The sequence below is a fragment of the Pseudomonas mosselii genome (assembly GCF_019823065.1).
In the GTDB taxonomy this organism is placed as follows: Bacteria; Pseudomonadota; Gammaproteobacteria; order Pseudomonadales; family Pseudomonadaceae; genus Aquipseudomonas; species Aquipseudomonas mosselii.
Genome location: NZ_CP081966.1, coordinates 1509133 through 1529747, shown reverse-complemented (window position 1 = coordinate 1529747; position 20615 = coordinate 1509133). Strand labels below are relative to the sequence as shown.

General features: G+C 66.3%; 22 protein-coding genes and 1 riboswitch. Of the genes, 5 read left to right on the top strand and 17 right to left on the bottom strand.

The features are described from left to right. Position 1 precedes the first annotated feature (1 nt). From cobC to cobO, 9 genes are read right to left on the bottom strand one after another with little or no spacing between them, the layout of a single operon-like run. On the bottom strand, positions 2 to 571 hold the full coding sequence (gene cobC, locus K5H97_RS06865; RefSeq protein WP_028690895.1) for an alpha-ribazole phosphatase family protein: 570 nt from the start codon (positions 569 to 571) through the stop codon (positions 2 to 4). Continuing rightward, the gene (gene cobT / locus K5H97_RS06860) at positions 568 to 1623 is read right to left on the bottom strand and encodes a nicotinate-nucleotide--dimethylbenzimidazole phosphoribosyltransferase (RefSeq protein WP_028690896.1); all 1056 of its coding nucleotides are present in this window, start codon (positions 1621 to 1623) and stop codon (positions 568 to 570) included. Before cobT ends, cobC begins: the two co-directional genes overlap by 4 nt. Then, a complete protein-coding gene (cobU, locus tag K5H97_RS06855; RefSeq protein ID WP_028690897.1) occupies positions 1620 to 2141 on the bottom strand; it encodes a bifunctional adenosylcobinamide kinase/adenosylcobinamide-phosphate guanylyltransferase in 522 nt (173 codons plus the stop codon). The genes cobT and cobU overlap by 4 nt, the downstream gene beginning before the upstream one ends. A gap of 1 nt (position 2142) precedes the next feature. Continuing rightward, a complete protein-coding gene (locus tag K5H97_RS06850) occupies positions 2143 to 3597 on the bottom strand; it encodes a cobyric acid synthase (protein WP_028690898.1) in 1455 nt (484 codons plus the stop codon). Then, positions 3594 to 4586 (bottom strand): threonine-phosphate decarboxylase CobD, encoded by a 993-nt coding sequence (gene cobD / locus K5H97_RS06845; protein WP_028690899.1) that lies wholly within the window; start codon positions 4584 to 4586, stop codon positions 3594 to 3596. Before cobD ends, K5H97_RS06850 begins: the two co-directional genes overlap by 4 nt. Next, the gene (gene cbiB, locus K5H97_RS06840; protein ID WP_028690900.1) at positions 4579 to 5487 is read right to left on the bottom strand and encodes an adenosylcobinamide-phosphate synthase CbiB; all 909 of its coding nucleotides are present in this window, start codon (positions 5485 to 5487) and stop codon (positions 4579 to 4581) included. Before cbiB ends, cobD begins: the two co-directional genes overlap by 8 nt. Next, the gene (gene bluB, locus K5H97_RS06835) at positions 5484 to 6134 is read right to left on the bottom strand and encodes a 5,6-dimethylbenzimidazole synthase (protein WP_028690901.1); all 651 of its coding nucleotides are present in this window, start codon (positions 6132 to 6134) and stop codon (positions 5484 to 5486) included. The genes cbiB and bluB overlap by 4 nt, the downstream gene beginning before the upstream one ends. Next, positions 6131 to 7426 carry a cobyrinate a,c-diamide synthase gene (locus K5H97_RS06830; protein ID WP_028690902.1) on the bottom strand — a complete coding sequence of 432 codons (1296 nt, stop codon included), beginning with the start codon at positions 7424 to 7426 and terminating at the stop codon, positions 6131 to 6133. Before K5H97_RS06830 ends, bluB begins: the two co-directional genes overlap by 4 nt. Beyond that, the gene (gene cobO, locus K5H97_RS06825; RefSeq protein WP_028690903.1) at positions 7423 to 8034 is read right to left on the bottom strand and encodes a cob(I)yrinic acid a,c-diamide adenosyltransferase; all 612 of its coding nucleotides are present in this window, start codon (positions 8032 to 8034) and stop codon (positions 7423 to 7425) included. The genes K5H97_RS06830 and cobO overlap by 4 nt, the downstream gene beginning before the upstream one ends. Positions 8035 to 8147: 113 nt before the next feature. After that, positions 8148 to 8366: riboswitch (cobalamin riboswitch) on the bottom strand. Positions 8367 to 8516: 150 nt separating this feature from the next. Here cobO and K5H97_RS06820 point away from each other — a divergent pair. Beyond that, positions 8517 to 9095, top strand: a complete 579-nt coding sequence (locus K5H97_RS06820) for a hypothetical protein (RefSeq protein WP_028690904.1) — start codon at positions 8517 to 8519, stop codon at positions 9093 to 9095. A gap of 53 nt (positions 9096 to 9148) precedes the next feature. On the opposite strand, the gene K5H97_RS06815 is transcribed toward K5H97_RS06820, so the two are convergent. The 5 genes from K5H97_RS06815 to K5H97_RS06795 form a co-directional block, all read right to left on the bottom strand. Continuing rightward, positions 9149 to 9682, bottom strand: a complete 534-nt coding sequence (locus K5H97_RS06815; protein WP_028690905.1) for a C40 family peptidase — start codon at positions 9680 to 9682, stop codon at positions 9149 to 9151. Between the two features lie 146 nt (positions 9683 to 9828). Then, positions 9829 to 10464, bottom strand: coding sequence for a C40 family peptidase (locus K5H97_RS06810; protein WP_028690906.1), 636 nt, complete (start codon positions 10462 to 10464; stop codon positions 9829 to 9831). Between the two features lie 125 nt (positions 10465 to 10589). Beyond that, a complete protein-coding gene (gene hda, locus K5H97_RS06805; RefSeq protein WP_028690907.1) occupies positions 10590 to 11294 on the bottom strand; it encodes a DnaA regulatory inactivator Hda in 705 nt (234 codons plus the stop codon). 208 nt (positions 11295 to 11502) lie between these two features. Further along, the gene (locus tag K5H97_RS06800; protein ID WP_028690908.1) at positions 11503 to 12576 is read right to left on the bottom strand and encodes an AI-2E family transporter; all 1074 of its coding nucleotides are present in this window, start codon (positions 12574 to 12576) and stop codon (positions 11503 to 11505) included. 11 nt (positions 12577 to 12587) lie between these two features. Then, a complete protein-coding gene (locus tag K5H97_RS06795; RefSeq protein WP_028690909.1) occupies positions 12588 to 13643 on the bottom strand; it encodes a DUF2066 domain-containing protein in 1056 nt (351 codons plus the stop codon). 342 nt (positions 13644 to 13985) lie between these two features. Between K5H97_RS06795 and purM the strand changes: the two genes are divergently transcribed. The 4 genes from purM (at position 13986) to K5H97_RS06775 (ending at position 16784) form a co-directional block, all read left to right on the top strand. Then, positions 13986 to 15044: a phosphoribosylformylglycinamidine cyclo-ligase gene (gene purM, locus K5H97_RS06790; RefSeq protein WP_028690910.1), complete on the top strand. Its 1059-nt coding sequence runs from the start codon at positions 13986 to 13988 to the stop codon at positions 15042 to 15044. After that, positions 15044 to 15688, top strand: coding sequence for a phosphoribosylglycinamide formyltransferase (gene purN, locus K5H97_RS06785; protein ID WP_028690911.1), 645 nt, complete (start codon positions 15044 to 15046; stop codon positions 15686 to 15688). The genes purM and purN overlap by 1 nt, the downstream gene beginning before the upstream one ends. Positions 15689 to 15696: 8 nt before the next feature. Further along, positions 15697 to 16407, top strand: a complete 711-nt coding sequence (locus K5H97_RS06780; RefSeq protein WP_028690912.1) for a DUF3108 domain-containing protein — start codon at positions 15697 to 15699, stop codon at positions 16405 to 16407. Between the two features lie 194 nt (positions 16408 to 16601). Further along, positions 16602 to 16784 carry a hypothetical protein gene (locus K5H97_RS06775; RefSeq protein ID WP_028690913.1) on the top strand — a complete coding sequence of 61 codons (183 nt, stop codon included), beginning with the start codon at positions 16602 to 16604 and terminating at the stop codon, positions 16782 to 16784. A 46-nt stretch (positions 16785 to 16830) separates the two neighbouring features. On the opposite strand, the gene K5H97_RS06770 is transcribed toward K5H97_RS06775, so the two are convergent. The 3 genes from K5H97_RS06770 to relA form a co-directional block, all read right to left on the bottom strand. Further along, on the bottom strand, positions 16831 to 17370 hold the full coding sequence (locus tag K5H97_RS06770; RefSeq protein WP_028690914.1) for a DUF2058 domain-containing protein: 540 nt from the start codon (positions 17368 to 17370) through the stop codon (positions 16831 to 16833). Between the two features lie 27 nt (positions 17371 to 17397). Continuing rightward, positions 17398 to 18231, bottom strand: coding sequence for a nucleoside triphosphate pyrophosphohydrolase (gene mazG, locus K5H97_RS06765; RefSeq protein WP_028690915.1), 834 nt, complete (start codon positions 18229 to 18231; stop codon positions 17398 to 17400). Positions 18232 to 18353: 122 nt separating this feature from the next. Beyond that, the gene (relA, locus tag K5H97_RS06760) at positions 18354 to 20594 is read right to left on the bottom strand and encodes a GTP diphosphokinase (protein WP_028690916.1); all 2241 of its coding nucleotides are present in this window, start codon (positions 20592 to 20594) and stop codon (positions 18354 to 18356) included. Between the last annotated feature and the right edge of the window lie 21 nt (positions 20595 to 20615).

Here is a 20615-nt window from a genome sequence, read left to right as displayed (position 1 = left end):
CTCAACCCACCTCGCGCATTTGCCCGTCGTGATCCAGCATCAGTCGCACCAGCGCGCCGTGCCCGACCTCGACCTGCAGCAATTGCTCACGCGGCAAGCCACGTGCCCGTGCCAGGAGAAGACGCATCACCCCACCATGGGTGACCAGCAGCACGCGCTTGCCTGCATGCACACGGCGCAAACCCTCGACCGCCGCCAGCACCCGTTCGGCAAAGGCCAGCACCGGTTCGCCGCCCGGCGGGGTGAAGGCATACGGATCATTCCAGAACTGCCCCAGGGCATCGGCGTCGACCTGCATGATCTGCGCGGCGCTTTGCCCTTCCCACTCACCGAAGTGCAGCTCGCGCACACCAGCCTCGCGCAGCACCGGCAGGTTCAGGCGCGCGCCCAGCTCATCGGCGAACGCCGCGCAGCGCTGCAGCGGCGAACTGACCAGCACGTCCCAGGGGCCGACGTCGGTGACGGCCTGGCGCATCTGCGCCCAGCCAGTCTCGGTCAAGGCGTCGTCGAGGCTGCCGCGCAAGCCGCCCCCTTTTTCCGTCTCGCCGTGGCGCAGCAGGTCGAGGATCATGCCGGGCGATCCGCAACCGCCGCCTCGGCGAAGGTCGCCATTTGCCCATGCAGCGCGCAGGCCAGGCGGATCAGCGGCACCGCCAGCGCCGCACCGCTGCCCTCGCCCAGGCGCAAGCCCAGGGTCAGCAGCGGCTCGGCTTCGAGGGCCGCCAGCAAGGCCTTGTGCCCCGGCTCGGCGCCCTGGTGGGCGAACAGCAGCCAGGGGCGGCACTGTGGATTGAGGCGTACCGCCACCAGGGCGGCGACACTGCAGATGAAACCATCGACCAGTACCGCCACGCCATGCTGGGCGCACGCCAAGTAGGCGCCGGCCAGCGCGGCGATCTCGAAGCCGCCGACACAGGCCAGCGCCTGCAACGGCTGGTCGGCGCGCAGACCGTGCAGCACCAGGGCGCGCTCGATCACTTCGGCCTTGTGCCGCACGCCGGCGCTGTCCAGGCCGGTGCCCGGGCCGCTCAGCTCACGCGCCGGGCAGCCCAGCAACGTGCTGGCCAGCGCCGCCGCCGCGGTGGTGTTGCCGATGCCCATTTCCCCGCCGATGAACAGCTGAGCGCCGTTGTCGAGTGCGCGCAGGGCGCTGTCGCGTCCGGCCTGCAGCGCCGCAGCCAGTTGCGCATCGCTCATCGCCGGCTGACAGGCGAAGTTGGCCGTGCCAGGCCCAAGACTCAGGTGATGGACACCGGGCAGTTGCAGCGTCGGGTCGATGGTACCGAGGTCGACCACCTCAAGGTCTGCGTCCAGCTGGCGCGCCAGCACGCTGATCGCCGCGCCACCGCCGACGAAATTGCGCAGCATCTGTCCGGTCACCGCCTGCGGGTAGGCAGAGATGCCCTCCTCCACCACGCCATGGTCGCCGGCGAAGATCGTGATGGCGATCCGCTCCAGGCTGGGACGCTCGCGCCCTTGCAGGCCGGCCAGGCGTATCGCCAGGCCTTCGAGTTGGCCGAGGGAGCCGGCCGGTTTGGTCAGCTGCTGCTGACGAGCGCGGGCCTGGTCCATGGCGGCGGTGTCGAGGGGTTGGCAGGCGTCACGCCACCACATCTGGGTCATAGGGCAGGTCCTTTGAGCATGAGAGGGAGACCAGCGACAGTCAGCACCACGCGTTGGCAGCGCTCGGCCACGGCCTGGTGCAGCGTGCCCGCCAGGTCGACGTAGCGACGGGTCAGTTCGCCCATGGGCACCACGCCCAGGCCGGTTTCGTTGCTGACCAGGACAAGGGTGCCCGGCAGCTGTTCCAGGCAATCGAGCAGCGCATCGCGCTCCTGCGCCAGGCGCAGGTCATCCTCGAGCATCAGCAGATTGGTCAGCCACAGGGTCAGGCAGTCCACCAGCAGGCAGCGCCCTTCGGCGGCTTCGGCGTACAGCACATCAGCCAGCGCCAGGGGTTCCTCCACCAGCCCCCAATGGGCCGGACGGCGCTCGCGGTGCAGACGCACGCGTTCATTCATCTCGCCATCCAGCGGCTGGCTGGTGGCGATATAGGTCACCGGCAGGCCGCTGGTCTCGGCCAGTTGCTCGGCCAGGCGGCTCTTGCCCGAACGGGCGCCGCCGAGGATCAGGCTGCGCATGTCAGACGACTCCACACAGTTGGCGCAGACGCGCGGTGTCCAGGTGCTGCTCGACCAGGTCGGCCAGGCGCTCGATATCGCGTTCGCGCAGGGCCTCGTAGTCGATGGCCTGCACATCGGCCAGACCCGCCCAGCGCAGCAGCGCGGCGCACGACTGGGTGCCCTCGAACAGGCCATGCAGGTAGGTGGCGAGGATCTGCCCGTCGGCACTGATGGCCCCGTCGGCGCGGCCATCGGCCAGTAGCACCGCCGGACGCTCCAGCGCCGGACCGTGGGTAACCCCGGCATGGATCTCGTAACCCGACACCGGAACCTGCTCGAGATCGAGCGTGCCGGCCACGTTGCGCAGCTGCTTCTCGGCCTCCAGCACGGTGCTGTAGGCCAGCAGGCCGAGGCCCGCACTGGAGCCGGCGGGCCCTTCCAGGCCCAGTGGATCATGCACCTGCTCGCCGAGCATCTGCAGGCCACCGCAGATGCCGATGAGCTTGCCGCCGTAGCGCAGGTGCCGGGCGATGGCGGTATCCCAGCCACGCTCGCGCAGTTGCGCCAGGTCGCCGCGCACGCTCTTGGAGCCGGGCAGGATGATCAGGTCGGCGGCTGGGATCGGCTGGCCAGGGCCGATGAACTGCAGGTCCACCTGCGGATGCAGGCGTAGCGGGTCGAAGTCGGTGTGGTTGCTGATTCGCGGCAGCACCGGAACGATCACCTTGAGCACGCGCTCGCCCTTCGCCCCCTGGCGGGTATCGATCCCGTCCTCGGCCTCCAGGTGCAGGTCGGTGACATAGGGCAACACGCCCAGCACCGGCTTGCCGGTGCGCTGCTCCAGCCAGTCCAGGCCCGGTTGCAGCAAGGCAATGTCGCCACGGAAACGGTTGATGACAAAGCCCTTGACCCGCGCCTGCTCGCTCGCCGACAGCAGTTCCAGGGTGCCGACCAGGTGGGCGAACACGCCGCCGCGGTTGATGTCGGCCACCAGGATCACCGGGCAGTCGACCGCCTCGGCGAAGCCCATGTTGGCGATGTCGCCGGCACGCAGGTTGATCTCCGCCGGGGAGCCGGCGCCTTCGACCATCACCACCGGGTAGGCTTCGCTCAGGCGCTCGTGGGACGCCAGCACCGCCTGCATGGCGATGGCCTTGTAGTCGTGGTAGGCGACGGCGTTCATGCTGGTCACCGCACGGCCATGGACGATCACCTGGGCGCCGGTGTCGCTGTTGGGCTTGAGCAGCACCGGGTTCATGTCGGTGTGCGGCGCCAGCCGGCAGGCCTGGGCCTGCACCGCCTGGGCGCGGCCGATCTCGCCACCGTCGGCGGTCACGGCGCTGTTGAGCGCCATGTTCTGCGGCTTGAACGGCACCACGGCGATGCCCTGGCGCAGCAGCCAGCGGCACAGGGCGGTCACCAGCGTGCTCTTGCCGGCATCGGAGGTGGTGCCTTGCACCATGAGGGTGGTCATGCCGATTCCTTCTGGTAGTCCGCCAGGGCCTGGGCCAGGCGTTGTTCGTCGGCGGCCGTGGCGGGCAGGCCGAAACGCAGCGCGGGCGGCTGATCGAACAGGCGCACCAGAATGCCGCGGCGGGCGAGAAAGTCATGCAGGTGCGCGGCGCGCTCATCACGCACGTACTGGAACAGGTCGCAGCCGCCACTGGGTGGCAGGCCCGCGCCGTCGAGCAACGAGGCCAGGCGCTGGCTGGCCTGGGCGCAACGGGCAATCTGCGCCAGGTGCGCCGCGTCGTCGGCGAAACAGGCCTGCCCCAGCACTCGGGTCGGGCCGCTGACGGCCCAGGGCCCGAGTGCCTCGTCCAGACGTCGCAGCACATCCGTCTGAGCGACGACGAAGCCCAACCGCACACCGGCCAGGCCGAAGAACTTGCCGAACGAGCGCAACACGATCAGGCCAGGTTGCCCGGCCTGCTCGACCACGCTGTGTTCGGGCGTATTGTCCATGAAGGCTTCGTCCACCAGCAGCCAGCCACCGCGCTCGGCCAGACGCGCATGCCAGGCCAGCAGGCGTTCGCGGGTTACCCGACGGCCGGTGGGATTGTTGGGGTTGACCAGCACCAGGACGTCAAGACTGTCGAGCACGTCCTCGACCTCGGTCTCGTCCAGTTCGACCAACGTGTGCCCTGCCCGTGCCCAGGCATGCGGATGCTCGGCATAGCACGGCGACAGGACCCCGACCCGCCCGCTCGGGCGCAGGTGCGGCAAGGCCTGGATCGCCGCCTGGGAGCCGGCCACCGCCAGCAACGGCTGCGCGCCATAATACTTTCGCGCCGCCGTCTCCAGGCCGTCTTCGGTCTCCGGCAGACGGGCCCAGGCCTCCAGCGGAATCGGCGGTATCGGATAGGACCATGGCGCGATACCGCTGGACAGGTCGAGCCACTGCTCCCGTGGAATGGCGTACTGTTTCACCGCCCGCAGCAGGCGGCCACCGTGTTCAAGCATTCAGATAGGCTCCCACGCAGATCAACAGCACCCACAACCACACGCCGCGCTGCACCAGGCTCCAGCCGCGCTCGATGGCCTGGGCGTCGGCCATCGGCCCCTCACCCAGGCGCGGTCGTTCATGCAGCTCGCCGTGATACACCGCCGGGCCGCCCAGCTCCACGCCCAGCGCGCCGGCACCCGCGGCCATCACCGGGCCGGCGTTGGGGCTATCCCACAGCGGCGCCTGGTTGCGCCAGCAGGCCAGGGCCAGGCGGGTCTTGCCCAGCAGCGCATAGGTCAGCGCCACCAGCCTGGCGGGAATATAGTTCAGCCCATCGTCGATGCGCGCCGCGCACCAGCCGAAGCGTTCGAAGCGCTCGTTGCGATAGCCCCACATGGCATCCAGGGTATTGCTCAGGCGGTACAGCACCACCCCCGGCGCACCGGCCACGACAAACCAGAACAGCGCGGCAAACACCGCGTCGCTGCCGTTTTCCAACACCGACTCGGTGGCCGCCCGGGCCACGGCGGGCTCGTCCAGCTCGCGGGTTTCGCGGCTGACCAGGCAACCGACACGCCGCCGCGCCTCGGCCAGGTCCCCCTGGCGCAAGGCCTGGGCCACCGGCAGCACATGCTCGCCCAGGCTGCGCAGGCCCAGGGCGCAGTACAGCGCAAGCACATCCACCAGCCAGCCGATGTACGGCAGCCAGGACAGGATCAGCGCCAGCAGGGTCAGCGGCACCACCGCCAGGAACCACGCGGTGACGCCATGGCTGCGCCAGCCGCGCCCACCGGCGTTGAAACGTTGCTCCAGGCGCGAGGCGAAGTTGCCGAAGCCCACCAGCGGATGACGCCGGCGCGGCTCGCCCAGCAGCGCATCCAGGGCCACGCCCGCCACGGTCAGCAAGGCCACGCTCATGGACGCTCTCCCCAATGGTTCTCGTACAGCATCTCGCTCAAGGGCCGCTGTTCGGCCCAGTCTTCCAGCACCAGCATCGGCGCCGGATAGAACTCGGTCACCGGCCCCAGGCACAGCACCGCCATGGGCTTGGCGCCCGCGGGCATGCCCAGCAGTTCGGCCAGGGCCTCGGGGTCGAACAGCGATACCCAGCCCATGCCCAACCCTTCGGCGCGTGCCGCCAGCCACAGGTTCTGGATGGCGCAGGCCAGCGAGGCCAGGTCCATCTCGGGCAGGGTGCGGCGGCCGAAGACATGCGCCTCGCGCTTGTCCATCAACGCGGCCACCAGCACTTCGGCGCAGTCGTTGATGCCTTCGACCTTGAGCTTCATGAATTCATCGGAGCGCTCGCCCAGGGCCTCGGCGGTGCGCACCCGCTCCTGCTCCACCAGCGCCTGGATCCGCTCGCGCAAGGCACGCTGGCTGATACGGATGAACCGCCACGGCTGCATCAGGCCCACGCTGGGCGCCTGGTGGGCGGCGGCGAGCAGGCGTCCGAGCAACTCGGGGGCCACCTCGCCCCCGGCAAAATGGCGCATGTCGCGGCGTTCGCCAATGGCCCGGTAGATGGCCTGGCGTTCGGCTTCGCTGTAGGCGTGTCGGCTCATGGTCGCAGCAGCGCCGCCGCCGCGTCGGGGTTGGAGGGGAAGTAGAAGTGCACGTAGGAGGCGGTCAGACGCCCCAGACGATAGACCGCCTCGTTGCCCCGACCGCCGTTGGGGCTCTGGCCGCGGGCGATCGGCGCAAGCTCCGTGCTGGTCAGCGAGTGGTGGTAGGTGTGGCCTCGCAGGGTGCCTTCGGGTAGTTCGACCGCCTGCAGGGCCAGGGCCGCCAGGCGCTTCTGCATGGTCGCCTCGCCCGGCAGCAGGCCCAGCAGCGTGGCGCGCTCGCCCGCCACGTCGGTCAGCGCGTCGAGCAGGTAGAGCATGCCGCCGCACTCGGCCAGCAACGGCTTGCCGGCGGCATGATGGGCGCGGATCGCTTCCAGCATCGGCGCGTTGGCGGCCAGCGCCTGGTGATGCAGTTCGGGGTAGCCGCCGGGCAGGTAGAGACTGTCCACCACGGGTAGCTCGCGGTCATGCACCGGCGAGAAGAATTCCAGGTGCGCACCGAGGCCACGCAGGAGGTCAAGATTGGCGCCATAGGTGAAGGCGAAGGCCTCATCGCGGGCCACACCGATGCGCGCCCCGGCCAGCGACGCAGTCACATTCACAGGCTCAGGCTCGGCAAAACGGACCGGTGGCGGCAGCGCGGCATCGCAACTGGCGCCCAGGGCTTCGGCGGCGGCATCCAGGCGTGCATCCAGGTCGTTCAACTCGCTGGCCTGGACCAGGCCAAGGTGACGGCTGGGCAGCTCGATGCCGCGCTCGCGGGACAACCCGCCGTACCAGCGCAGGCCTTCGGTCAGGCTGCCTTCGAGCAGTTGCGCATGACGCAGGCTGCCGACCCGGTTGGCCAGCACCCCGGCGAACGGCAGGTCGGGCTGGTAGCGCGCCAGGCCTAGAGCCAAGGCACCAAAGGTCTGGGCCATGGCCGTGCCGTCGATCACCGCCAACACCGGCACGCCGAAGTGGCGCGCCAGGTCGGCGCTCGACGGCGTGCCGTCGAACAGGCCCATCACGCCCTCGATCAGGATCAGGTCGGCCTCGCCCGCCGCTTCCCACAACAGGCGGCGACTCTCCTCGGCGCCGATCATCCACAGGTCGAGCTGGTAGACCGGTGCACCGCTGGCGCGCTCGAGGATCATCGGGTCGAGAAAGTCAGGCCCGCACTTGAACACCCGCACCGTGCGCCCGAGGTTGCGGTGCAGGCGGGCCAGGGCGGCAGTGACCGTGGTCTTGCCCTGGCCCGAGGCCGGGGCCGCGATCAGCACGGCGGGACACTGGCGCGACTCACTCACAGTTCGACGCCCTTCTGCGCGCGGATACCGGCCTGGAAGGCGTGCTTGAGCATGCCCATCTCGGTGACGGTGTCAGCCAGTTCGATCATCTCCGGCTTGGCAGCGCGCCCCGTGACGATCACATGCTGCATCGGCGGACGCGCCTGGATATCCGATAGCACCTGGTCGAGGTCCAGGTAGCCGTGCTTGAGGGCGATGTTCAGCTCATCGAGCACGACGAACTGGATAGAGGGGTCCTGCAGCAACTGCCGCGACACCGCCCAGGCGGCCTCGGCAGCGGCGATGTCGCGCTGGCGGTCCTGGGTTTCCCAGGTAAAACCCTCGCCCATCACGTGATAACGCACCTGCTCGGGAAATCGGCGGAAAAACAGCTCCTCGCCGGTGCTGTTGCGGCCTTTGATGAACTGCACCACGCCGCACTGCATGCCATGGCCAAGGGCGCGGGCAAGCATGCCGAAGGCCGAGCTGCTCTTGCCCTTGCCGTTGCCGGTCAGCACCAGCAGCAGGCCGCATTCATTGGGGGAATTGGCGATGCGCTCGTCGATGATCGCCTTCTTGCGCTGCATGCGCGCCAGGTGACGTTCGTCGCGTTCGATGGATTCGCTCATCAGGGGTCTCCGCAGGCTGTCGCAGCGGCGGCGACAGGTAAAAGGCAGGCAGACGAGGAGCGCGCAGGAGGCATGGCAAGGGCCACATCGCACCGCGCATCACCCTCCGTGATGCCGTTTGGCAGTGACAGGCCGGTCTCCGGGCTCATGAGCGGGCGCAGGCCCTGGCTACGCGCCTTCCCGGACATGGACATCCAGTGGCCTTGCGTAGCCGTCGACTCATCTACCGTTGCGGGGGCAGCGCCGGACTCGCGCCTACTGGCGCCCACCGGCTTCCCAGTTTCACCCTGCCGAACCGCAGCTCGCGGGGCACCTGAAGCACGCCGCGAAGGTTAGAGGGTTGCACCGGGAGCGTCAATCGAGCGAGGGCCGATCTGGCCTGGATCAATGGCCGATTCACCAGCTTGTGCCACACTCAGAGCAGTGATATCACATAGCCATCACCCGGCCGACCCGGATCACAATGACAAGGAGAGCGCAGCATGCAAGGCCTGATGATCAACAACCCGCGCCTGGAGTTCCTGCGCCCGGCCCTCGAGCGCTGGGTCGACTGCATCGACCGCTTCAACCAGTTGCAGGGCGACAACGAGGCGCCCTACTGGCACGGCACAGCCAGCAACGTCGGCCTGCTCGCCGCTGCCGCCTGGCAGGGTGAGTTGGTGGCGCTGGAACGGCACATGAGCAAGAAACAGCGCGACGAGGGCGAGCGCGACGGGCGCTGCGACCTGTCGATCAGCAGCGCCGAGGAGTCGCTGTACCTGCACGCTGGCCAGCGCTGGCCGCGCATCGCTCGCCTCGACCTGACAGCGGCCCTGCAGGAAACCGCCGCCCTGGCCAAGCCGATCGCGTATGGCAGCCAACTCAAGGCCGGGGCACTGTTCGTCACACCGTGGAAGGCCGGCCAGCATGCCAGCCCCGAGGAACTGCAGGACCTGGTGGACGATCTGCAGAAGCACACGGCCTGTGCGCTTGCCTGGTACTTCCCGTATGCCTACCGCAAGCTGCACAACGAACTGGGGCAGTACTATCCCGGAGTGGCGCTTCTGCTCAAACAGGCTTGATGCCAGCCAGGCAATACTGGACCAAGTTCATACCCTGCCCGCGCCGGTAGGTATCAGGGATTCTGCGCCAGATGCCCCGGCGGCAGCACCCGTTTGGCCTGGAGGTAGGCCTTGGCCCAGTAGCTGTTGGACAGGTAGTCCAGGCGCACGGTGCCGCCCGTCGACGGTGCATGCACGAAGCGCCCTTCACCGACGTAGATGCCGGCATGGCTGACCTGCGACCCGCCGCTGGTGGCAAAGAACACCAGATCACCCGACTGCAGCGAATTGATATCCACATTTGGCGCGCGCATGACGATCATCTCGCGAGTCGAGCGTGGCAGACTGATACCCGCCGCATCACGGTAGACATAGCCGATCAGGCCGCTGCAATCGAACCCGGCATCCGGTGTATTGCCACCCCAGCGATACGGTGTGCCCACCAGGCCGATGGCGCGAAACAATACATCGTCGGCCGCAGGCGACGAAGGCGCCTGATTGAACACCATCGGCTGTTTGGGCGTGGGCGCCGGCGCAGGTGCACGGCTGGAGCAGGCCGCAAGCAGGGCCACCAGGGAAAAGAATGCGAAGCGCGCCAACATCGCCATGATGCGAACGTCCTGTCGAAAATCCGACGGCCACGGCCGAAGGTAAAAAGAGTTGAGAATTTAGATTAGACGCTTTCTGTAAATGCGCACGGCGGCGAGCTTTTCAGCTACGCCGCCGTGCGAGGTTACAGCATTTTGATATCAAATCAATTGCGCGAGATCGTGGTCGGCGCCATGGCGAGCGCGCGTTTGGCCTCGATGAAGGTCTTGCTCCAATAGCGATCGCCCAGGCTGTCGATACGCACACCACCGCTGCGGCGGCTGCTGGAGTGGATGAACTGGTTGTCACCCAGGTAGATGCCGGCATGGCTCACGCGGCCACGGCCGTTGGTGCTGAAGAACAGCAGGTCGCCGGGCTTGAGCTTGTTACGGGCGACCTTGGGCGCGTCGACGTTGATCATCTCGCGGGTCGAGCGCGGCAGGTTCATGCCCGCCTCTTCGCGGAACAGGTAGCCGATGAAACCGCTGCAGTCGAAGCCGGACTTCTCGGAGGTGCCGCCGAAGCGGTAGCGGGTGCCGATCAGGGCCATGCCGCGTTCGAGAATGCTGTCGGCCAGCACAGGCAGCTGGTATGGCTTGCCGTTGCTGGAGAAGGCGTCAAGGTCGTCTTCGCTGGCCAGCTCTTCCTCGGTGAATACGGAAGAGGCGGAAGCCTTGGCCTTGACCGATTGCTCGGCGGCCACGCGGTGGTCCTGCGAGGGTGCGACCGGGCCGGTGGAGGCACAGCCGTAAAGAAGGGTGACAAGTGCAAGTGGCACGAGGGGTGCGAAGCGCTTCAGCATGGGCACGACCGTGTCTGTAGTCCTTTAGAAGGGGGAAACTATGCCTTCTATCGGACCCATTTGCAAATTTTATCGAAAAAGATGTGACTTTTCCGTTTTGATGCTCTGGCACCGTGTTCTCAGGGCTACCAGCCGAGGGTTTCCTTGAGGAACGGGATGGTCAGCTTGCGCTGGGCCTGCAGGGAGGCCTGGTCGAGGCGTTCGAGGAGGTCGAACAACGCGCTCATGCTGCGCGTACCGCGGGTGAGGATGAAGTGGCCGACCTCGTCGGTCAGGTGCAGGCCACGGCGCGAGGCACGCAGTTGCAGGGCGCGCAGCTTGTCCTCATCGGACATCCCACGCATCTGAAAGATCAGCGCCAGGGTCAGCCGCGACTTGAGGTCGGCCAGTTTGATCGGCAGTTCCCGTGGCGAACTGGACGCCGCCAGCAGCAGGCGCCGGCCGCTGTCGCGCAGGCGGTTGAACAGGTGAAACATCGCCTCTTCCCAGTCCGCCTTGCCGGCAATCACATGCAGGTCGTCGATGCACACCAGCTCGTACTGTTCGAGGTAGTCGAGCAGTTCGACGCCGCGATCAAGCAGTTGCGCCAGGGGCAGGTAGACAGCGGGTTGGCCCAACTGCTGGAAACGCTGGGTGGCGGCCTGCAACAGGTGGGTGCGGCCCACGCCCTGCTTGCCCCACAGGTAGATGAGGCTTTCGGTCCAGCCGGCGTCGGCTTCGCACAGCCGCTCGACATAGCCCAGTGCCGCGGCATTGGCGCCGGGGTAGTAGTTGATGAAGGTGGCGTCGTCGCGCAGACGCACACCCAGGGGCAACTGGATCGGTTTCATGCTCGCGGGCGGTCGCGGGGACCACAGGGGGCCTTTGATGAACAGTGTGCAAAGTCTATACCCGCAGCGCGGACGGCACAATCGGCGAGGGGAATAGCGCAAGTAAAATCAAGTAGTTGCACTGTTTCACAAGCATCGCGGGGCAAGCCCGCCCCCACGTTATAGCCTCTGCCAGGGTAGCGTGGGAGCGGGCTTGCCCCGCGATTGATCATAGGTCGGGGTCGATCTCCCCGGCATACATGTCCGATTCCTTGTACAGGTCATGCACATGCCGCAGCAGCACCATGATCACCGCCGCCACCGGCAACGCCAGCAACACGCCGGTAAAGCCGAACAGCTCGCCGCCGGCCAGGATCGCGAAGATCACCGCCACCGGGTGCAGGCCGATGCGGTCGCCCACCAGCAGCGGTGTCAGCACCATGCCTTCAAGCGCCTGCCCAACCATGAACACCGCGACGATGCCCAGCATCGGGTAGAGCTCGCCGCCGAACTGGAACAACCCGGCGACCAGCGCCGCACCGATGCCGATGATGAAGCCCATGTACGGCACGATCGCCGCCAACCCCGCGAGCATGCCGATCAGCAGGCCCAGTTCCAGGCCCACCAGCATCAGGCCGGTGGAATAGATGACGCCCAGCGCCAGCATCACCAGCAACTGCCCGCGCACGAACGCCCCCAGCACCTCGTGGCACTCGCCGGCCAGTCCCACTACCTGCGGTTCGCGTTGACGTGGCAGCAGGCTGCGCAGCTTGGCCATCATCAGGTCCCAGTCGCGCAGCAGGTAGAAGCCCACCACCGGGATCAGCACCAGGTTGGCCAGCCAGCCAATCAACGCCAGGCTCGAAGCAGTGGCCTGGGACAGCAGCACCCCGACGATGTCGGTGGTCTGGCCCATGTGCTCGCCGATGGCGGCCTTGATCTTGTCGAATTTCCAGAACCCATCGGCCAGGCCCAGGCGGCTCTGCACCCAGGGCAGCGCCACATGCTGCAGCCAGTCGAGCATCTGCGGCGCCAGTTCGTACAGGCGTAGCAACTGCTTGGCCAGCATCGGCACCAGCACCAGCAGCAGGGCCAGGAATATCAGGGTGAACAGGCTGAACACCACCACCACGCCCCAGGTGCGCGACAGGCCGAACCGTTCCAGGCGGTCGACCAGCGGGTCGGCCAGGTAGGCCAGCAGGATGCCCACCAGGAACGGCGAGAGAATGTTGTGCAGGAAGTACAGCAGCACGGCAATCACAAAAGCCGCGCCCAGCCAGATCCAGCGACGCAGGTCAGTCATTCAGCCACTCCTTACCAGCGAAAACGCAAGCCGTCGAACGGCTTGGCGGCGGTGGCCGGCGGCGTGGCGCCGGCCGGGTCCTGCGTGTTTGGCGCAGGTGTCGCGGGCACGGGCTCGGCAGGCAGTTCCTGGAGCTTGGCCAGGCTTAACTGCGCGCGCAGTTGCTCACGATTGCCGCTGACGCGGTAGGTCAGGGTGCCGCCATCGGCCATCTGCAGGCGCGCGCCATATGGCTCCAGGACTCGGCTGAGCTCGGCGTAGCGTTGCAGGTTCATGCCCTGGACCTGCACCTCTAGCTCGCTGCTGGCGCCGGGACGGGTGACGTAACGCGGCGCCAGGCGGTTGCTCACCGCCAGCAGCACGGCATCGGCCAGGGCCGCCTGGTCGGCGCCCTCGGCGCTGCCCTGCTCGCGCTGGTCGCCCAGCCACAACTGCCACTTGCCCTGCCACTTGCCGTCGGCTTCATGGGCGTGCACCGCCAGCAGCGCATCGGCGCCATAGCGCTCGGAGGCCTCGCGCAGCGGCGCCGGGTCGTTGCCTTCGAGCAGCTTGGCATTGGCCACCAGTTGTTCCTGCAGGTCGGCCAACGGCAGGCGCAACGGCAGGCCGCGGTGCTGGGCGGCCCGGCGCAGGGGTTCGGCGACAGCCTGGCCATCGCCGACCAGGCTACTGCCCTCGACGCTGTCATTCAGCCACCAGCCAAGAATCGACGGCCGGTTGCTGCCCCACAGCGCCAGGCCAGCTTGGCGCAGGGCGCGCTCGGTGCTGCCGGGGTCGAACTCGACCAGCACCGACTCCGGCGGCCCGGCTTCGGTGCCGACCTGGTTGATGATCTGCTGCGGGTCCTTGCGCAGCGCGGCCAATGCCGGGTTCTGCACCGCCTTGGGATCGCCGGTCAGGCGCAGCACCAGGGTATCCAGGGCCTTGCCGGTCGCCTGGGCGCGGGCTTCGCTGCCCTGCCCTTCGACAGGCTCGCGCACCTGGTACAAGCCAGAGATGGTTTCGGCCTGGGCGACGGTGCCGGCCACAAGCAGGCAGGCGCCAGCGAGGAAATTGAGAAGACGCATTGAGGATTCCTGTCCAGATGACCTTGGGGCGACACGCCCTTGCCTGTCGGCTGTGACCGCGCAACCACGGCAAATACTCCGCGTTGCCGGCCCGTTGCGTGGGTCGCCATGCCTATACCTTATACAGGCACCGGCGCGCCAACCAGTCACAGGGGGTGAAACACGGTTTTTTGCCCAGATTTCCCGCCTGCCCGTCGGCCTGAGGATGGCCGCCTTGGGGCAACCCTGATAAAATCGCGCGCCTTCGCAGACCAGTGACGTACAGGCAGCCGCCGTTTCTGAAACCGGCCTTGGCCGTCCCGGTCGTTTTTCTGAATCCCTCCCTCCTAAAGGCCTGGATCAATGAGCAAGCAACCCTCCCTGAGCTACAAAGACGCCGGTGTAGACATCGACGCCGGCGAAGCACTGGTCGAACGCATCAAGGGCGTCGCCAAGCGCACCGCACGTCCTGAAGTCATGGGTGGCCTGGGCGGCTTCGGCGCCCTCTGCGAGATCCCGGCCGGCTACAAGCAGCCGGTGCTGGTCTCCGGCACCGACGGCGTCGGCACCAAGCTGCGCCTGGCGCTGAACCTGAACAAGCACGACAGCATCGGCCAGGACCTGGTCGCCATGTGCGTCAACGACCTGGTTGTATGCGGCGCCGAGCCGCTGTTCTTCCTCGACTACTACGCCACCGGCAAGCTCAACGTCGACGTGGCCGCCACCGTGGTCACCGGCATCGGCGCCGGTTGCGAACTGGCCGGCTGCTCGCTGGTCGGTGGTGAAACCGCCGAGATGCCTGGCATGTACGAAGGCGAAGACTACGACCTGGCCGGCTTCTGCGTCGGCGTGGTGGAAAAGTCCGAGATCATCGACGGCTCGAAAGTGGTCACCGGCGACGCCCTGATCGCGCTGCCATCCTCCGGCCCGCACTCCAACGGCTACTCGCTGATCCGCAAGATCCTCGAGGTTTCCGGCACCGACATCGACAACACCCAGCTCGACGGCAAGCCGCTGGCCGACCTGCTGATGGCGCCTACCCGCATCTACGTCAAGCCGCTGCTGCAACTGATCAAGCAGACCGGCGCTGTCAAGGCCATGGCCCACATCACCGGTGGCGGCCTGCTGGACAACATCCCGCGCGTACTGCCAAAGGGCGCCCAGGCCGTGGTCGACGTGGCCAGCTGGCAGCGTCCGGCGGTGTTCGACTTCCTGCAGGAAAAAGGCAACGTCGACGAGCATGAAATGCACCGCGTGCTGAACTGCGGCGTGGGCATGGTCATCTGCGTGGCTCAGGACCAGGTCGACAATGCCCTCAACGTGCTGCGCGCCGAAGGCGAGCAACCGTGGGTGATTGGCCGTATCGACGTGGCCGCCGAAGGCGCCGCCCAGGTCGAGCTGCAGAACCTCAAGGCACACTGATGCCCTGCAATGTAGTCGTGTTGCTGTCGGGCTCCGGCAGCAACCTGCAGGCACTGATCGACAGCAACAGCGCCAGCGACAGCCCGGCACGCATCCGCGCGGTCATCTCGAACCGTGCCGATGCTTACGGCCTGGAACGTGCCAAGGCCGCCGGCATCGAAACCGCCGTGTTGTCGCACACCGGGTTCGACGGGCGCGAAGCCTTCGACGCGGCGCTGATGGCGCTGATCGACGGCTTCCAGCCCGACCTGGTGGTGCTGGCCGGTTTCATGCGCATCCTCAGTGGCGATTTCGTGCGCCACTACCAGGGCCGCCTGCTGAACATCCACCCGTCACTGTTGCCCAGGTACAAAGGCCTGCATACCCACCAGCGCGCGCTGGAGGCGGGCGACGTCGAGCATGGCTGCAGCGTGCACTTCGTCACCGAGGAACTCGATGGCGGGCCTCTGGTCGTACAGGCTGTGGTGCCCGTGGCAACGGATGACACCGCGCAGACGCTCGCCCAGCGCGTGCACCTGCAGGAACACCAGATCTACCCGCTGGCGGTGCGCTGGTTCGCCGAAGGACGCTTGCGTCTGGGCGGACAGGGTGCATTACTGGATGGCCAGCCGCTGGCGGCCAGCGGTCACTTGATTCGATCCTAGGAGAATTTATGCGTCGCGCCCTGCTCTTGGCTCTCGCCGTGCTCGCCCTGCCCCTCCAGGCAGCTGATCTGAAGCCTTTCGCGGCCAGCTACACCGCCGACTGGAAACAGCTGCCGATGAGCGGCACCGCCGCGCGCAGCCTGGAAAAGAACGCCAACGGCACCTGGAGCCTGAACTTCAAGGCTTCGATGATGATCGCCAGCCTGACGGAGCAAAGCACCCTCAAGTTCGACAACGACACCCTGCTGCCGCAGCAGTATCACTTCGAACGTGGCGGCCTGGGCAAGGCAAAGAAGGTCGACCTGAACTTCGACTGGGCCGGCAAGAAGATCACAGGCAGCGACCGTGGCGATGCCATCAACCTGCCGCTCAACCGCGGCGTGCTGGACAAGTCGTCCTACCAGCTGGCCCTGCAGCATGACGTGGCCGCCGGCAAGAAGAGCATGACCTACCAGGTGGTCGACGGTGACGAGATCGACACCTACGACTTCCGCGTGCTGGGCACTGAGAAAGTGACCACCAAGACCGGCCAGGTCGACGCGATCAAGGTCGAACGCGTGCGCGACCCGAGCCAGAGCAAGCGCATCACCGAGCTGTGGTTCGCCAAGGACTGGGACTACCTGCTGGTGCAGCTGCGACAGGTTGAGACCGACGGCAAGGAGTACGTGATCGTGCTGCAGGATGGCACGGTCGATGGCAAGGCGGTCAAGGGTAACTGATACCGCTGCCTGCAACGCCCGAAGCCCCGCCTTGTGCGGGGTTTCTTTTTTGCCGCACACCGCTCCCACAGCGCATGCGTTGCCCTTGATGAAACTTGTTTCATCGCTGTTTTATTTACTTAGCCTGCTAACAAATTCTATAAAGGAGTCCTGCGACACAGTGCCGCAGCCAACCCAAGCAGTGGAGTTTGACGATGACAGTCCAGGTAACCGAACGCGACGAATCGAAAATGTCCCACGAAGGCCAGGCCGCTGGCCTGCGGATCTGGGACGTGCATCAGCAAGGCCAATTGGTCGGCATGTTCCATGACGAGCAACAGGCTCACCAGTACCGCATGGAGCTTGAATACCTCGAGCGCCAACGCCCGGCGCAGTGACCCGGCCCTGCAACGAAAAACCCCGCCAAGGCGGGGTTTTTCGTGCTTACCACATCAGATCGTCTGGGATCTTGTAGGCTGCGTACGGATCGTCCTCGTCCGCTTCCTCGACATGGGTGTTGAGCAGCAGGATACGGTTGGGATCACGCTCCTGGATCTTCACCGCCGCCTCGCGCGGGATCACTTCGTAGCCACCACCATGGGCGACGATGGCCAACGCGCCATTGCTCAGCTTGCTGCGCATCAGGGCGTTGACGGCGATGCGCTTGACCTTCTTGTCATCGACGAAGTTGTAGTAGTCCTCGGTGGTCAGCTTGGGCAGACGGGTCGCCTCGATCAGTTGCTTGATCTGCGCGGCACGGGCCTTCTGCTCGGCCTTCTCCTGGACCTGACGGTTCAGCTCCTGGTCCTTCTTGGCCTTCTCGGCCATGGCTTCCTTGGCCAGGCGTTTCTGGCTGTCGTCCACCTCCACCTGGCCCTTGTGTTCCAGGCGTTTCTGTTTCTTCTCGGCTTTGTTGGTCTGCGAGACCTGTTTCTGGTTGACCAGGCCGGCTTTGAGCAATTGGTCGCGAAGGGAAAGGCTCATGGGTGTTCTACTCACTTATGCATCGGCTCAGCCGCAGCTGGGCAGGTTCTTTTCCTGACGCTTGGCCTCGCCCCACAGGGCGTCCAGCTCGTCGAGGGTACGATCTTGGATGTTCAGGCCCTGCGCGCGCAATGCCTGTTCGATGAATCGGAAGCGCCGCTCGAACTTGCGGTTGGCGCGGCGCAAGGCATTTTCCGGGTCGTGCTTGAGGTGCCGGGCCAGGTTGACGGTGGCGAACAGCAGGTCGCCCAGCTCGTCCTCCAGCGCGTCGCTGTCGCCATCGGCCATGGCCTGCAGCACTTCGTCGAGCTCCTCGCGGACCTTGTCCAGCACCGGCAGCGCCTCGGGCCAGTCGAAGCCGACCGTGGCGGCGCGCTTCTGCAGTTTGGCGGCGCGGGACAGCGCGGGCAAGGCCGCGGGCACATCGTCGAGCAGCGACAACTGCTCGGGCTCGCTTTTTTCGGCGCGCTCCTCGGCCTTGATCTCCTCCCAGCGCGACTTGATCTGCGCCTCGCTCAACGCCGGGGTCTCCAGCGGCGCGTACAGCTCGCCGGTGGGGAACACATGGGGGTGGCGACGGATCAGCTTGCGGGTGATCGAATCGACGACGCCGTCGAACTCGAAGCGCCCTTCTTCACGGGCCAGCTGGCTGTAATAGACCACTTGGAACAGCAGATCGCCGAGCTCGCCCTGCAGGTGCTCGAAGTCGCCGCGTTCGATAGTGTCGGCGACTTCGTAGGCTTCCTCGAGGGTGTGCGGGACGATACTGGCGTAGTCCTGCTTGAGGTCCCAGGGGCAGCCATATTGCGGGTCACGCAGGCGGGCCATGAGGTGCAGCAGGTCTTCAAGGGTGTAGGTCATATCAAGTCTGTTCCTAGGCGAGGGCTTCGCCCTCGATCGCCGGCAAGCCGGCTCCCACAGGGTACAGCGCCATCCTGTGGGAGCCGGCTTGCCGGCGATGGGCCGCACAGCGGCCCCGTTTCTCAAGGGGTGCGATTACGCCGCGTCTCGATGATGTTGGGCAACTGCGAGATCCGCCCCAGCAGACGTCCGAGGGCATCCAGGCCGGGGATCTCGATGGTCAGTGACATCAGCGCGGTGTTGTCTTCCTTGTTCGAGCGGGTGTTGACCGCCAACACGTTGATCTTCTCGTTGAGCAGCACCTGCGACACGTCGCGCAACAGCCCCGGGCGGTCGTAGGCACGGATGACGATGTCGACCGGGTAGGTCTGCACCGGGATCGGCCCCCAGCTGACCTGGATCATACGCTCCGGCTCCTTGCCCGCCAGCTGCAGCACCGAGGCACAATCCTGGCGGTGGATGCTCACGCCACGGCCCTGGGTGATATAGCCGACAATGGCATCGCCCGGTAGCGGCTGGCAGCACCCGGCCATCTGCGTGAGGAGGTTGCCGACGCCCTGGATCTGGATGTCGCTGCGCTTGCCCGCGCGTATGCCCCGGGCCTGGCGCGGAATCAGCTCGACCGGTTCCAGGCGCTCGGGTTCGAGCAGTTGCTGGGCGGCGTTGACCATGTGCGCCAGGCGCAGGTCGCCGGCGCCAAGGGCGGCGAACATGTCCTCGGCAGTCTTGACGTTGGCCTTTTCCGCCAGGCGTTCGAAGTCCACCTGGGGCAGGCCCAATCGGCTCAGTTCGCGCTCGATCAGGGTCTTGCCGGCGGCCACGTTCTGGTCGCGGGCCTGCAGCTTGAACCAGTGGACGATCTTGGCCCGGGCCCGCGAGGTGGTCACGTAGCCCAGGTTGGAGTTCAGCCAGTCGCGGCTCGGGCTGCCGTGCTTGCTGGTGATGATCTCCACCTGCTCGCCGGTCTGCAGGCTGTAGTTCAACGGCACGATGCGGCCGTTGATCTTGGCGCCCCGGCAGTTGTGGCCGATCTCTGTGTGCACCCGGTAGGCGAAGTCCAGCGGCGTGGCGCCCTTGGGCAGGTCGATGGCGTGACCGTCAGGGGTGAACACGTAGACCCGGTCCGGCTCGATATCGACACGCAGCTGTTCGGCCAGGCCGCCGATGTCGCCCAGTTCCTCGTGCCACTCCAGCACCTGGCGCAGCCAGGAGATCTTCTCTTCGTAGTGGTTGGAGCTGGGCTTGACGTCGGTGCCCTTATAGCGCCAGTGCGCGCACACGCCCAGCTCGGCTTCCTCGTGCATGGCGTGGGTGCGGATCTGCACCTCCAGCACCTTGCCCTCGGGGCCAATCACTGCGGTGTGCAGGGAGCGGTAGCCGTTTTCCTTGGGGTTGGCGATGTAGTCATCGAACTCCTTGGGGATGTGCCGCCACAGGGTGTGCACGATGCCCAGCGCGGTGTAGCAGTCGCGCACTTCCGGCACCAGCACGCGCACTGCGCGCACGTCATAGATCTGGCTGAATTCCAGGCCCTTGCGCTGCATCTTGCGCCAGATCGAATAGATGTGTTTCGCCCGGCCGCTGATGTCGGCGTTGACGCCGGTGGCCAGCAGCTCGTTCTGAAGCTGGTTCATCACGTCGCTGATGAAGCGCTCGCGGTCCAGCCGGCGCTCGTGCAGCAGCTTGGCGATCTGCTTGTACTGGTCGGGCTCAAGGTAGCGGAACGACAGGTCCTCGAGTTCCCACTTGATATGACCGATGCCCAGCCGGTGCGCCAGCGGCGCATAGATGTCGAACACCTCGCGAGCCACGCGCAGGCGCTTCTCGTCGTCGGCGCCCTTGACCGCACGAATGGCACAGGTACGTTCGGCGAGCTTGATCAGCGCCACGCGCACGTCGTCGACCATGGCCACCAGCATCTTGCGCAGGTTTTCGACCTGCGCCTGGGAACCAAGCACCAACGACTGGCGCGGGCTGAGGCTGGCACTGATGGCCGCCATGCGCAGCACGCCGTCGATCAGCTTGGACACCACCGGGCCAAAGCGCTGACCGACTTCAGCCAGGGTCACCTTGCCTTCGCGCACCGAGCGGTAGATCACCGCGGCGACCAGCGAATCCTGGTCGAGCTTGAGGTCGGCGAGGATTTCGGCGATCTCCAGCCCAGCCTGGAAACTGGAGGTGCCGTCGGCCCAGGAATGCTTGGCTGGATTGCCTTTTTTCTCGACCTCATGGGCGAACTCGCAGGCCTCTTTCAGCCCCGGGCGATCGAGCTGCGAATCGACGCTCACCACATGATCGAGCCATGCTTCGAGATTGATACTGCCGTCGTGGTTGACCGGCTGGTGCACTCTCACCTGTACCATCTTTGTTTTACCTTTCCATAC

Excerpts from the sequence above, each read along its gene's own strand:
- cobC (WP_028690895.1), bottom strand. The coding sequence starts at position 571 with ATGATCCTCGACCTGCTGCGCCACGGCGAGACGGAAAAAGGGGGCGGC.
- cobT (WP_028690896.1), bottom strand. The coding sequence starts at position 1,623 with ATGACCCAGATGTGGTGGCGTGACGCCTGCCAACCCCTCGACACCGCC.
- cobU (WP_028690897.1), bottom strand. The coding sequence starts at position 2,141 with ATGCGCAGCCTGATCCTCGGCGGCGCCCGTTCGGGCAAGAGCCGCCTG.
- K5H97_RS06850 (WP_028690898.1), bottom strand. The coding sequence starts at position 3,597 with ATGACCACCCTCATGGTGCAAGGCACCACCTCCGATGCCGGCAAGAGC.
- cobD (WP_028690899.1), bottom strand. The coding sequence starts at position 4,586 with ATGCTTGAACACGGTGGCCGCCTGCTGCGGGCGGTGAAACAGTACGCC.
- cbiB (WP_028690900.1), bottom strand. The coding sequence starts at position 5,487 with ATGAGCGTGGCCTTGCTGACCGTGGCGGGCGTGGCCCTGGATGCGCTG.
- bluB (WP_028690901.1), bottom strand. The coding sequence starts at position 6,134 with ATGAGCCGACACGCCTACAGCGAAGCCGAACGCCAGGCCATCTACCGG.
- cobO (WP_028690903.1), bottom strand. The coding sequence starts at position 8,034 with ATGAGCGAATCCATCGAACGCGACGAACGTCACCTGGCGCGCATGCAG.
- K5H97_RS06820 (WP_028690904.1), top strand. The coding sequence starts at position 8,517 with ATGCAAGGCCTGATGATCAACAACCCGCGCCTGGAGTTCCTGCGCCCG.
- K5H97_RS06815 (WP_028690905.1), bottom strand. The coding sequence starts at position 9,682 with ATGGCGATGTTGGCGCGCTTCGCATTCTTTTCCCTGGTGGCCCTGCTT.
- K5H97_RS06810 (WP_028690906.1), bottom strand. The coding sequence starts at position 10,464 with ATGCTGAAGCGCTTCGCACCCCTCGTGCCACTTGCACTTGTCACCCTT.
- hda (WP_028690907.1), bottom strand. The coding sequence starts at position 11,294 with ATGAAACCGATCCAGTTGCCCCTGGGTGTGCGTCTGCGCGACGACGCC.
- K5H97_RS06800 (WP_028690908.1), bottom strand. The coding sequence starts at position 12,576 with ATGACTGACCTGCGTCGCTGGATCTGGCTGGGCGCGGCTTTTGTGATT.
- K5H97_RS06795 (WP_028690909.1), bottom strand. The coding sequence starts at position 13,643 with ATGCGTCTTCTCAATTTCCTCGCTGGCGCCTGCCTGCTTGTGGCCGGC.
- purM (WP_028690910.1), top strand. The coding sequence starts at position 13,986 with ATGAGCAAGCAACCCTCCCTGAGCTACAAAGACGCCGGTGTAGACATC.
- purN (WP_028690911.1), top strand. The coding sequence starts at position 15,044 with ATGCCCTGCAATGTAGTCGTGTTGCTGTCGGGCTCCGGCAGCAACCTG.
- K5H97_RS06780 (WP_028690912.1), top strand. The coding sequence starts at position 15,697 with ATGCGTCGCGCCCTGCTCTTGGCTCTCGCCGTGCTCGCCCTGCCCCTC.
- K5H97_RS06775 (WP_028690913.1), top strand. The coding sequence starts at position 16,602 with ATGACAGTCCAGGTAACCGAACGCGACGAATCGAAAATGTCCCACGAA.
- K5H97_RS06770 (WP_028690914.1), bottom strand. The coding sequence starts at position 17,370 with ATGAGCCTTTCCCTTCGCGACCAATTGCTCAAAGCCGGCCTGGTCAAC.
- mazG (WP_028690915.1), bottom strand. The coding sequence starts at position 18,231 with ATGACCTACACCCTTGAAGACCTGCTGCACCTCATGGCCCGCCTGCGT.
- relA (WP_028690916.1), bottom strand. The coding sequence starts at position 20,594 with ATGGTACAGGTGAGAGTGCACCAGCCGGTCAACCACGACGGCAGTATC.